This is a genomic window from Undibacterium sp. GrIS 1.2, from assembly GCF_040544435.1.
Taxonomy (GTDB): domain Bacteria; phylum Pseudomonadota; class Gammaproteobacteria; order Burkholderiales; family Burkholderiaceae_D; genus Undibacterium.
In genome coordinates this window covers 1-12351 of sequence record NZ_JBEONP010000076.1, presented here as the reverse complement: position 1 = coordinate 12351, position 12351 = coordinate 1, and the positions used below count along the sequence as shown (strand labels likewise).

General features: G+C 45.0%; 9 protein-coding genes and 1 tRNA gene. 9 read left to right on the top strand and 1 reads right to left on the bottom strand.

What is annotated here, in order from left to right:
• Positions 1 to 305 precede the first annotated feature (305 nt).
• The 4 genes from AAKU61_RS20675 (at position 306) to greA (ending at position 6014) form a co-directional block, all read left to right on the top strand.
• Positions 306 to 713, top strand: a complete 408-nt coding sequence (locus AAKU61_RS20675) for a GlcG/HbpS family heme-binding protein (protein WP_322119342.1) — start codon at positions 306 to 308, stop codon at positions 711 to 713.
• 331 nt (positions 714 to 1044) lie between these two features.
• Positions 1045 to 2220: a glutamine-hydrolyzing carbamoyl-phosphate synthase small subunit gene (carA, locus tag AAKU61_RS20670; protein ID WP_354335317.1), complete on the top strand. Its 1176-nt coding sequence runs from the start codon at positions 1045 to 1047 to the stop codon at positions 2218 to 2220.
• Between the two features lie 2 nt (positions 2221 to 2222).
• A complete protein-coding gene (gene carB / locus AAKU61_RS20665; protein WP_354335315.1) occupies positions 2223 to 5441 on the top strand; it encodes a carbamoyl-phosphate synthase large subunit in 3219 nt (1072 codons plus the stop codon).
• A gap of 96 nt (positions 5442 to 5537) precedes the next feature.
• Positions 5538 to 6014, top strand: coding sequence for a transcription elongation factor GreA (gene greA / locus AAKU61_RS20660; RefSeq protein WP_322121594.1), 477 nt, complete (start codon positions 5538 to 5540; stop codon positions 6012 to 6014).
• A 119-nt stretch (positions 6015 to 6133) separates the two neighbouring features.
• On the opposite strand, the gene AAKU61_RS20655 is transcribed toward greA, so the two are convergent.
• Positions 6134 to 6610 carry a YhbY family RNA-binding protein gene (locus AAKU61_RS20655; RefSeq protein ID WP_322119339.1) on the bottom strand — a complete coding sequence of 159 codons (477 nt, stop codon included), beginning with the start codon at positions 6608 to 6610 and terminating at the stop codon, positions 6134 to 6136.
• Between the two features lie 32 nt (positions 6611 to 6642).
• Between AAKU61_RS20655 and AAKU61_RS20650 the strand changes: the two genes are divergently transcribed.
• The 5 genes from AAKU61_RS20650 (at position 6643) to AAKU61_RS20630 (ending at position 12000) form a co-directional block, all read left to right on the top strand.
• Positions 6643 to 7284: an RlmE family RNA methyltransferase gene (locus AAKU61_RS20650; RefSeq protein WP_354335313.1), complete on the top strand. Its 642-nt coding sequence runs from the start codon at positions 6643 to 6645 to the stop codon at positions 7282 to 7284.
• 147 nt (positions 7285 to 7431) lie between these two features.
• A complete protein-coding gene (gene ftsH / locus AAKU61_RS20645; protein WP_354335311.1) occupies positions 7432 to 9318 on the top strand; it encodes an ATP-dependent zinc metalloprotease FtsH in 1887 nt (628 codons plus the stop codon).
• Between the two features lie 66 nt (positions 9319 to 9384).
• Positions 9385 to 10227 carry a dihydropteroate synthase gene (gene folP / locus AAKU61_RS20640; RefSeq protein ID WP_354335309.1) on the top strand — a complete coding sequence of 281 codons (843 nt, stop codon included), beginning with the start codon at positions 9385 to 9387 and terminating at the stop codon, positions 10225 to 10227.
• Positions 10228 to 10242: 15 nt separating this feature from the next.
• The gene (glmM, locus tag AAKU61_RS20635) at positions 10243 to 11586 is read left to right on the top strand and encodes a phosphoglucosamine mutase (protein WP_354335307.1); all 1344 of its coding nucleotides are present in this window, start codon (positions 10243 to 10245) and stop codon (positions 11584 to 11586) included.
• 340 nt (positions 11587 to 11926) lie between these two features.
• Positions 11927 to 12000: transfer RNA gene (locus AAKU61_RS20630), tRNA-Arg, on the top strand.
• Positions 12001 to 12351 lie beyond the last annotated feature (351 nt).

Below are 12351 nucleotides of genomic sequence, written 5' to 3'. Positions count from 1 at the left end.
ATGGTCACATAGGGATTGACACGCCATAAAACGATAATCCGGCACAAATTCATGTCACATGTGCCGCTTCAAACAAGAAAACCAATCGCAACAGTAGCCACACCCATGCTCGACTTTACTGGTTTGGGTATTTTGCAAGAAGCTCTGCTTTATTATTCATTTTTATTACTAATTTGTTTGCTCAGAATAAGCTTGTAAGCGGGCCTATTTTAAGTGGGTCTACTATCAAAAGATCAAAACTGTTTTTATCCTTAATGAATGCAGCTTGACGTACAATTCGAGCACATTTTAACCAAGAGGTACCTATGCAAACTAAACCTGTATTAACTTTAGATGACGTCAAAAAAATCGCAGCAGCTGCAGAGACAGAAGCGAAAACCAATGGCTGGGCGGTAGTGATTGCGATTGTTGATGATGGTGGCCATTTGATGTGGTTGCAACGTTTGGACGGCGTCGCACCTATTTCCGCACACATTGCACCAGCGAAGGCGACGACGGCTGCACTTGGTCGCCGCGAGTCTAAAATTTATGAGGACGTTATCAATAATGGACGCTTCTCTTTTTTAAGTGCTCCTTATATTGAGGGAATGTTAGAGGGCGGCGTGCCTATCGTCGTTGATGGTCATTGTGTCGGTGCAGTGGGCGTATCTGGCGTTAAGTCGTCTGAAGATGCGCAGATTGCAAAGGCCGGTATTGCTGCCTTGGCACTTTAGTCTGAGTGTAATTTAATCAAATACTTGCTCGCGGCAGCCAATTGCGCTGCCGCTATTTATTTCAGCATGGTTATCTACGCTAAGAGTTGTTTGTCTGGCAGGTTTAGCCAAAAATGCTCGCGTCTTTACCTCATTTTCTGGCGTTCTTGGTTTGCTTGAGGGGTGCTTTTGCGCTATAATTCGAGGGTTTAGCTAATCCAAATCCCGTCGTAGCGCATACCAAATCCACAAATCTCCTAAAATCGTCTCACACTACGCGCTACATTCGCGTGGTTCCTGAACACGGTTGTTTTGGCGCGGCGTAGCGACGGTAACAATACAGGAGTTACCCTTGCTGCCATTTCCGCAGTCTTTACGTCCCAACCAAGATGCTACGGCCATTCTTGCTCTCGCGGACGGAACTATATTCACTGGTGTTTCCATCGGCGCTGAAGGCCATATATCAGGCGAAGTTGTTTTCAATACATCCATGACCGGTTATCAGGAAATTCTGACTGATCCAAGTTACAGCTCTCAAATCGTGACTCTGACTTATCCGCATATCGGTAATACCGGTATCAATTCAGAAGATGTTGAGTCCGACAAAATTCATGCGGCTGGCCTGATCATTAAAGATTTACCTTTGATGGTGTCTAACTTCCGCTCTGAACAATCTTTATCTGACTATCTTAAATCGCAAAATATTGTTGCGATTGCAGGCATTGATACACGTAAGCTGACTCGTATTCTGCGTGAAACTGGCGCCCAAGGCGGCGCAATTTTAGTTGGTAATGATGCGACTAAGGCGCTCGCTCTGGCAAAATCTTTTCCGGGTTTGTCTGGCATGGATTTGGCAAAAGTTGTTTCTACCAGCAAGTCCTATTCATGGACAGAAACTGAATGGACTTTAGGGCAAGGTTACGGTCAACTGACCGACCCAAAATTTCATGTGGTCGCATTTGATTTCGGTGTTAAACGGAATATTTTGCGGATGCTGACAGCCCGTGGCTGCAAAGTAACCGTGTTGCCAGCCCAATCAACTGCTGCTGCTGTATTGGCCTTGAATCCTGACGGTGTATTTTTATCCAATGGCCCTGGCGATCCAGAGCCTTGCGATTACGCGATTGCTGCAGCTAAAGAATTGATTGAAAAAGGCATACCTACTTTTGGTATTTGCCTCGGTCATCAGATTATGGCGCTTGCTTCCGGTGCCAAAACGCTCAAGATGAAATTTGGTCATCATGGCGCTAATCATCCGGTGCAAGATTTGGACACTAAACAAGTATTGATCACGTCGCAGAATCACGGTTTTGCAGTTGATGTAAATTCACTGCCTGCTAACTGCCGCATTACACATGTCTCTTTGTTTGATGGTTCTTTGCAAGGCTTTGAACGTACTGATAAGCCAGCATTTTGCTTCCAGGGACATCCAGAGGCATCACCAGGTCCGATGGATATCGCCTACCTGTTTGATCGCTTTACTAATTTAATGAGCGCAGCAAAAGCGCAGGCAAACGGAGAACAATAAAAATGCCTAAACGTCTCGATATAAAAAGCATCCTGATTATCGGTGCTGGCCCTATCATTATTGGTCAGGCTTGTGAGTTCGATTATTCCGGCGCTCAGGCATGTAAGGCTTTGCGTGAAGAGGGCTATAAAGTCATTTTGGTTAACAGCAATCCAGCGACCATCATGACTGATCCTGAAATGGCTGATGTGACTTACATTGAGCCAATTACCTGGCAAGTGGTAGAACGCATTATCGCCAAAGAAAAGCCAGACGCCATTTTGCCTACGATGGGTGGTCAGACCGCCTTGAATTGCGCACTCGATTTGCACAAACACGGCATCCTGACCAAATATAATTGCGAACTGATCGGCGCTTCACCAGAAGCAATCGACAAAGCAGAAGATCGCTCTAAGTTTAAAGATGCGATGACCAAAATTGGTTTGGGTTCTGCCCGTTCCGGCGTCGCGCATAACATGGATGAATCATGGGAAGTGCAGAAGACACTCGGTTTTCCAGTGATTATTCGCCCGTCTTTTACTATGGGCGGCACCGGCGGTGGTATTGCATATAACGAAGAAGAGTTTGAGACTATTTGCAAGCGCGGTTTAGAGGCGTCACCTACTAGTGAGTTGCTGATTGAAGAATCAATGATCGGCTGGAAAGAATTTGAGATGGAAGTTGTACGCGATAAAGCGGATAACTGCATTATTGTTTGCTCTATTGAGAATCTTGATCCTATGGGAGTCCATACCGGTGACTCAATCACGGTAGCGCCTGCGCAGACACTGACTGACAAAGAATACCAAATCATGCGTAACGCCTCGCTGGCAGTTTTGCGTGAAATCGGTGTCGATACTGGCGGCTCTAATGTTCAATTCTCTATCAATCCTGCTGATGGTCGCATGATTGTGATTGAGATGAATCCGCGTGTATCCCGTTCATCTGCCCTGGCATCGAAAGCAACAGGTTTTCCAATTGCGAAGATCGCTGCCAAATTGGCGGTTGGTTTTACTCTGGATGAACTGCGTAATGAAATCACCGGTGGCGCTACCCCAGCGTCATTCGAGCCGTCGATTGATTATGTCGTTACCAAAATTCCTCGATTTGCTTTTGAAAAATTCCCGCAAGCAGACAATCATCTGACAACGCAAATGAAGTCGGTTGGCGAAGTCATGGCAATCGGTAGAACTTTCCAGGAGTCTTTCCAAAAAGCCTTGCGTGGCTTAGAGGTTGGCGTTGATGGGATGAACCAAAAAACGCTGGATCGTGAAGTTATCGCAGAAGAATTGGGCGAGCCTGGTCCTGATCGTATCTGGTATGTCGGTGATGCGTTTGGTCTTGGCTTTAGCTTGGAGGAGGTACATCAGCTGACGCATATTGATCCGTGGTTCCTAGCGCAGATCAAGGATATTGTCGATATCGAGCTGTGGTTAGATCACCAGAATCTGGATGAGCTAGATAAAGAAGTGTTGCTAAAGATTAAGCAAAAAGGGTTCTCTGACCGTCGATTGGCAAAGCTGCTCAAGACTACGGACACTGCGGTGCGTGAGCGTCGCCATGCCTTAAATATTCGACCAGTCTATAAACGTGTAGATACTTGTGCTGCGGAGTTTGCAACTAAAACTGCTTACATGTATTCGACTTATGAAGAAGAGTGTGAGTCTGCACCGACCGATAAGAAAAAAATCATGGTGTTGGGTGGAGGTCCAAATCGTATCGGTCAGGGTATTGAGTTTGATTATTGCTGCGTCCATGCGGCTTTTGCGATGCGCGAAGATGGCTATGAGACCATCATGGTCAACTGCAATCCAGAAACGGTTTCGACCGATTACGACACATCCGATCGCCTGTACTTTGAGCCTTTGACTTTAGAAGATGTATTAGAAATCGTCGATAAAGAAAAACCAGTCGGCGTGATTGTGCAGTACGGCGGACAGACGCCATTGAAATTAGCTTTGGATTTGGAGGCGAATGGCGTACCGATTATTGGTACATCGCCAGACATGATTGACGCAGCTGAAGATCGCGAGCGTTTCCAACAAATGTTGCATAAGCTTGGTCTGCGTCAACCACCTAATCGTACAGCGCGCACCGAAGCCCAAGCGTTGGAGTTAGCGCAGGAAATTGGTTATCCCTTAGTAGTTCGCCCATCCTATGTGTTGGGTGGACGTGCAATGGAAATCGTACACGAGCAACGTGATCTCGAGCGTTATATGCGTGAAGCAGTCAAGGTGTCGCATGACTCACCGGTATTACTTGATCGCTTTCTGAATGATGCAATCGAGGTCGATGTTGATTGTATTTCTGACGGCGAACACACCTTCATTGGTGGCGTGATGGAGCATATTGAACAAGCAGGCGTGCATTCTGGCGACTCTGCATGCTCCTTGCCGCCGTATTCACTTGCCGCAGAGACGATTGAGGAATTAAAGCGTCAGACATCATTGATGGCGAAAGGCTTGAACGTTGTCGGCTTAATGAACGTACAGTTTGCAATTCAACAGCAAGATGGTAAGGATGTTGTGTTTGTTCTGGAAGTAAATCCAAGAGCATCTCGCACAGTACCTTACGTATCGAAAGTCACTGGTTTGCAATTGGCTAAAATTGCTGCACGTTGTATGGTGGGTCAGTCACTGGCTTCTCAAGGTATTCATAAAGAAGTTGTGCCGTCTTACTTCAGTGTAAAAGAAGCGGTATTTCCATTCGTGAAGTTTCCTGGTGTGGATACGATTCTTGGTCCAGAAATGAAATCCACTGGTGAAGTGATGGGCGTCGGTAAAACTTTTGGTGAAGCCTTCGTCAAGTCACAACTAGGTGCTAGTATCAAACTACCAACCTCTGGCAAAGTTTTCCTTAGTGTCAAAGGTAGTGACAAACCACGCGCAGTAAAAGTAGCTGGTGATCTAGTTGAGATGGGATTTGCTGTCGTAGCGACTAAGGGCACGGCTGCAGCGATTGCAGCAGCGGGTATCCCGGTCAGTACGATCAATAAAGTGGCCGAAGGCCGTCCGCATGTCGTTGATATCATCAAAAATCATGAGATCGCTTTGGTGATTAATACCGTAGAAGAAAAACGTAGTGCGATTACGGATTCCCGTGCTATTCGTGTATCTTCGCTTGCAGCGCGCGTACCAACCTACACCACGATTGCTGGTGCGGAGGCTGCAGTGCAAGGTATGCGTCATCTAGATGAATTGCATGTCTATGATTTACAAGGTCTGCATAAAACCTTACACTAAGCAAATAGCTTAAACTTCGATACAGAGGTCACAGACGGTGTCCAATCCGGATGCCAGATGTGGCCTCTGTATTTCTACTTTATGAGTGTGAATGAAATGAGTACAGTACCTCTTACCAAATTCGGCGCGGAACTGCTTAAGCAAGAATTACATAATTTGAAGACCAAAGAGCGTCCAGATGTAATTAATGCGATTGCAGAAGCTCGCGCTCAAGGCGACTTGTCTGAAAATGCAGAATATGATGCGGCTAAAGAGCGTCAAAGTTTTATTGAAGGTCGTATCGCCGAGCTGGAAGGCAAGCTCAGTGCGGCGCAAATCATTGATCCGACAACTTTAGATGCAGAGGGACGTGTGGTATTTGGAGCGACCGTGCATTTGGAGGATTTAGATAATGAACAGAAAGTCAGCTATCAAATTGTAGGCGACGACGAGGCAGATATTAAACTCAGTAAAGTATCAATCAGCTCCCCAATTGCTCGTGCATTGATCGGTAAATATGTTGGCGATATCGTTGGTGTGCAAGCACCCGCAGGTATTCGTGAATATGAAGTATTAGAAGTGCTGTACATTTAAGCAGAACAAAAAAATGGTCAGCACTATATAGAGCTGACCATTTTTAAATAAATAAAAATATTATTTAGTATATTGAGCGCAGAGCTACTTAGTTTTATGGCGTTATCACTTTAATGTGATCAGGTATTACCGAGGGCTGATTTTTTGACGCTAGTTTGACGTGGTTTAGCACGTTTGATTGAGCCGCCCTGAGTTACCCGCTCATTACCCTTTACCATGACTTTTGAGACACTAGGTTTTTTGGTGCCACTTGCGCTAGGTTTGACGATAGTTACCTCGCGCATACCTTTGCCTTTTTTGACTAGTTTGGTTTCCTTAATGCCGTCTAACTTAGGACGGTAAATAACCAGTAATTTGCCAATATGCTGTACCGGCGCAGCTTCTAAAGAGCTACAAATGGTATCGTACATGGCAATGCGTGCTTCACGATCATCGCCAAACACACGTACCTTAATTAATCCATGAATATTAAGGCCAGCATCGATTTCCTTCATCACGGCAGGCGATAAACCGGCTTCACCGATCAATACGATGGGTTTCAGTGCATGGGCTTCAGAGCGCAGTTCGCTGCGTTCAGCGGGCGTGAGTTTCAACATATAAATTCCTTTAAAAGCAGTATTTTACGCGAATGGCAAAAAATAAATTCAATCAAAATTGGGTGCACGATCATATTAACGATCCTTATGTCAAATTGGCACAAAAGGAAGGTTATCGTGCGCGTGCTGTTTACAAGCTCAAGGAAATCGATGAGGCTGAAAAATTAATCAAGCCAGGTCAAATTATCGTCGATCTTGGCGCAACCCCTGGTAGTTGGTCGCAATATGTACGCAATAAACTAGCCGGTAAAGACGGTGGCGGCATCTTGGGCGAGATTTTTGCGTTAGATTTGCTGCTAATGGAACCGATTGCAGATGTTCAGTTCATCCAGGGAGATTTTCGCGAAGCCGACGTGCTGAATCAGCTAGAGGCTAAATTGCTGGGGCGCAAGCTTGATCTTGTATTATCAGATATGGCACCCAATTTATCAGGCAACTCCACAGTGGATGCGGCGCGCATTGAATACATTATTGAATTGGCGGTTGAGTTCTCTAATGCGCACTTAAAACCCTCTGGTGCTTTGCTAGTAAAATGTTTTCATGGACCTGCTTACAACACGATTGTAACCATGTTTAAAACACAATTTAAAACTGTCATCAGCAAAAAACCCAAAGCCAGCAAAGACAAGTCTTCTGAGATTTTCTTACTCGGAAGAGGTTTAAAGAATAGTTAAAAAGCAAAAAGTAATAATTTATATGTTAATTCGCTCTTGATAATTACCAAGAATGACAACATATGCGCTCTAGCAAGCTCTATCTAATACGGGTATGATGCAAAATTATTGTGTGTACAGGCGTAGTTCTACGTCCAAGGAGTTCTCGTGAATAATATGTTTTCAAAAGCGGCGATATGGGTAGTCATTGCCTTAGTGCTGTTTATGGTATTTAAACAGTTTGACAAAGGCATGTCTGCTAACACTGCCTCTATGCCGTATTCCGAGTTTCTGGATGAGGTTAGGGCTAAGCACATTAAAGATGCAACGATTGATGATGCCAATCGTACTGTTACAGCGACTACGCTGGATGGTAAAAAGGTCAAATCACAACTCACGATATTTGATCGTGGTTTAGTAGGTGATCTGGTAAATAACGGCATTAAATTTGATAACAAGCCGCCTGAAGAGCAGTCCTTCCTGTCCCAAGTCTTTATTTCATGGTTCCCAATGCTGTTGTTAATTGGCGTTTGGGTGTTTTTCATGCGTCAGATGCAAGGCGGCGGCAAAGGTGGTGCATTTTCATTCGGTAAATCTAAAGCACGTATGCTGGACGATACCAACAACAATGTTTCTTTTGCTGATGTCGCAGGGTGTGATGAAGCGAAAGAAGAAGTTGGCGAAATTGTTGATTTCTTGCGCGATCCAAGTAAATTCCAAAAGCTCGGTGGCCGCATTCCACGCGGTGTTTTAATGGTTGGTCCACCGGGTACAGGTAAAACTTTGCTGGCTCGTGCGATTGCGGGTGAGGCGAAGGTACCATTCTTCACTATTTCTGGTTCTGATTTTGTTGAAATGTTTGTTGGTGTTGGTGCTTCCCGTGTCCGTGATATGTTTGAAAATGCTAAGAAGCATGCGCCGTGTATTATTTTCATCGATGAAATTGATGCTGTCGGTCGCCACCGTGGTGCCGGTATGGGTGGTGGTAATGATGAGCGTGAGCAGACATTGAACCAAATGCTGGTTGAGATGGACGGATTTGAGGCTAATTCCGGTGTTATCGTAATTGCAGCAACTAACCGTGCTGACGTCCTTGATAAGGCTTTATTGCGTCCTGGTCGTTTTGATCGACAAGTCTCCGTTGGGTTGCCAGATATCCGTGGCCGTGAGCAAATTTTGAATGTTCACATGCGCAAAGTGCCTATCAGCACTGACGTTAAAGCCGATATCTTGGCACGTGGTACCCCTGGGATGTCAGGCGCTGATCTTGCCAATCTTGTCAACGAGGCAGCTTTATTTGCTGCGCGTCGCAATAAGCGTATCGTTGAAATGCTTGATTTTGAAGATGCTAAGGACAAAATTTTCATGGGGCCTGAGCGCAAATCTATGGTCATGCGTGAAGATGAACGCCGTAATACGGCTTATCACGAATCTGGCCATGCTGTTGTCGCTAAACTTTTACCAAAGGCAGATCCAGTTCACAAAGTAACTATCATGCCACGTGGTTTTGCATTGGGTCTGACATGGCAGTTGCCGGAGCATGATCCGATTAGCGGCTATAAAGATAAAATGCTGGAGGAAATTTCCATTTTGTTTGGCGGTCGAATTGCTGAAGAAATTTTTGTCGGTCAAATGTCCACTGGTGCATCGAACGATTTTTCACGTGCAACTAAGCTGGCTCGTGCAATGGTGACCCGCTTTGGTATGTCTGACAGCATGGGCGTGATGGTGTATGAAGATAGCCAAAGTGAAGGTTACTTTGGTGGTTCGTCAAAAACGATTTCTGAAGTGACACAGCAAAAAGTGGATGCGGAAATTCGTAATATTCTGGATACACAATATGCCCTGTCCCGTAAATTGCTCGAAGAAAATCGTGATAAAGTCGAAGCAATGACTAAAGCTTTGTTAGATTGGGAAACGATAGATGCTGATCAAATCAATGACATTATGAGCGGCATAGATCCACGCCCGCCAAAGTTAGGTCAGTCAACACGTAAGACTCCGACAGATACAACGTCTGGTGGCGTATCTCCAAACGCGGCGGCACCAGCTTAAATATCAATTAATAGTTTGACTTTAATTTAGGGTGAGAAGGGATTCTCGCCCTAATTTTTTATATTCATGAATAATTATTTCGAATGTGGTCGATATCGATTTCCGTTACAGGGGTCACAGTTTCGTCCTTTAGTAATGGGAATACTCAACATTACGCCTGACTCATTTTCAGATGGAGGGCAATTCCAGGGATTAGATGCGGCGCTCTCACATGCGGAGCAGATGATACGAGATGGTGTAGATATTATTGATATTGGCGGCGAATCCACTCGGCCAGGTGCAACGCCTTTGTCGCTCGATGAGGAGTTGAGCCGGGTTATGCCAGTGATTTATGCTTTGCGTGATTGTGGTAAACCTTTATCCGTCGATACCTACAAGACACAAGTAATGCGAGAAGCCATTCTTGCAGATGTTGATATGATCAATGATATCAACGGCTTTAGAGCACCAGGCGCTATCGACGTTGTTGCCAAGGCTGATGTTGGCTTATGTGTGATGCACATGCAAAATACGCCGTCAGATATGCAACTGCAACCTGAGTATGACGATGTAAATACTCAGGTAACTGATTTCTTAGATACGATGGTGGCCGATTTATTAAATGCTGGAATTGCGCCTCAACGTATTTGCCTTGATCCCGGATTTGGCTTTGGAAAAACCTTGCAGCATAATGTGGCAATGCTGAAAAATATAGATCAGTTTCAAGCCAGATTTGGTATGCCTATACTTGCTGGTTTATCGCGTAAATCGATGCTGGGAGCAATCACAGGGAAAAGCGTAGAGCAGCGTCTTGCCTCAAGTATTGCTGCCTCAATCGCAGCCGTCGCCAATGGCGCGAAAGTTTTACGAGTGCATGACGTAGCCGAGACCGTCGATGCGTTAGCCGTGTGGCGCGCGTTATCAAATTAAAGAAAGAAAATAAAAATGACGAGAAAATATTTTGGTACCGACGGTATCCGCGGCAAAGTTGGCGTCGCACCAATTACCCCTGATTTTGTAATGCGCTTAGGTTATGCTGCCGGCAAAGTGTTAGCGCAACGTGGACATAAAGGAGAGGGTAAGCCTGCTGTCTTGATCGGTAAAGATACTCGGGTGTCTGGCTATATGCTAGAGGCTTCTTTAGAGGCAGGATTTGCTGCAGCTGGAGTTGATGTGATGCTCTCAGGGCCGATGCCTACTCCTGCTGTAGCTTACTTGACCAGAGCCTTACGCTTGTCGGCTGGTGTCGTGATTTCTGCCTCACATAATCCTTATTATGACAACGGGATTAAGTTTTTTTCTTCGCAGGGCAATAAATTACCTGATGAAGTCGAGCTCGCAATTGAGGCCGAGCTAGAAAATGGGATGGACTGTGTTAGTTCAGATTTACTCGGCAAGGCGCATCGTCTGCGTGACGCAAATGGTCGCTATATTGAATTTTGTAAAAGTACTTACCCCAACGAATTGGATTTGCGAGGACTTAAGATCGTAGTTGATTGTGCACATGGCGCTGCCTATGATATTGCCCCGCATGTATTTCATGAATTAGGTGCTGAAGTTATCTCTATCGGTAATCAACCGAACGGTTTTAATATTAATGACCAGGTCGGTGCTACCGCGCCAGATGCGTTGGCTATTGCCGTCAGAGCGAATCATGCAGATATAGGTATCGCTTTGGATGGTGATGCTGATCGCCTCGTTATGGTGGATAGAAACGGTAAAATTTATAATGGCGACCAGCTGCTTTATTTGATGGTGATGGATCGTCTTGCAATTGGTTCAGTTCAGGGTGTGGTTGGTACTTTGATGACCAATATGGCGGTAGAGTTGGCATTGCAGGATTTGGGCGTTGGTTTTGTCCGGGCTAAAGTGGGCGACAGATACGTGCTGGAACAAATGCAAGAGCGTGGCTGGATGCTAGGTGGTGAAGGTTCCGGACATTTACTCTGCCTGGATAAGCACACTACGGGCGATGGTATTGTCTCTGCGTTGCAAGTTTTATCTGCACTGCGTCGCAATGGCAAGACCCTAGATCAATGTTTTGAACATTTGATCTTATTCCCACAAGTTTTACTCAATGTTAAAGTGCCTGCCGGATTTAACTGGCAGAAAAATGAAGCGGCTGTTTTAGAAAAACAGCGCGTAGAAGCAGAGTTAGGTAATAAAGGGCGAGTATTGATTCGTGCCTCGGGTACTGAGCCATTAGTGCGAGTTATGGTAGAAGCAGTTGATTTAGAAATGGCCAATAAATTTGCTCGTAGACTAGTTGACTGTATAACACCTGCCTGATTTATTAGGACTTACGTAAAACCGCCCTAGCTGCGTTGCAGCTCCTAGCAGTAAAGATGTACTATCTTTGTCGCTACGCCTTACTGGGACAATTTTGCATAAGTCCTATTTATATTTGAATTTGTGTTAGTCGCATTATTGAATATGGAGGCGATACCATGTACTATTCAGCCTTCAGTTTTTTTATATTGTTTGGCTAGTGCAGCGAATAATATACGTGCTAAATAATACAATAGCACTTCAGAATTTGATTGAATTGAATCCTAGTATTCTGTACCAGAACACTAGATTGTTATGACGAGCATCATCATTTCATAATAAGTTCACATATTTCTCCCGCGCGTCGGTAGCTCAGCTGGATAGAGCAATGCCCTTCTAAGGCATGGGTCGGGGGTTCGAGCCCCTCCCGACGCACTTCTTTTCTACATACCCCGATTTTCTAAAGTCATCAGCCTCAAGAAAAATTTGAGGCTGATCAGTGATCAGAAACAGCGGTTAATCATCTGCACCCAATCTCTATAAACACACGTCTCCTTGTGTTTGCATCCAACTAATAAAAATCTAAATTTACTTTGCTGCCATCAGAGATCCATCGTCAGATAAATATTGTATTCCCGTTAGCTTGCACTCATGCAGACTTCAAAATTTGAGTTGTAGGTTTCACCTGGGTTGATCGTATGCGTCCGACAGACCCACCTAGACGATCAGCAAATAACCGATTTTGCCCGCAGCGGAAGCAATTCATCAATACGATTATTTTTACAG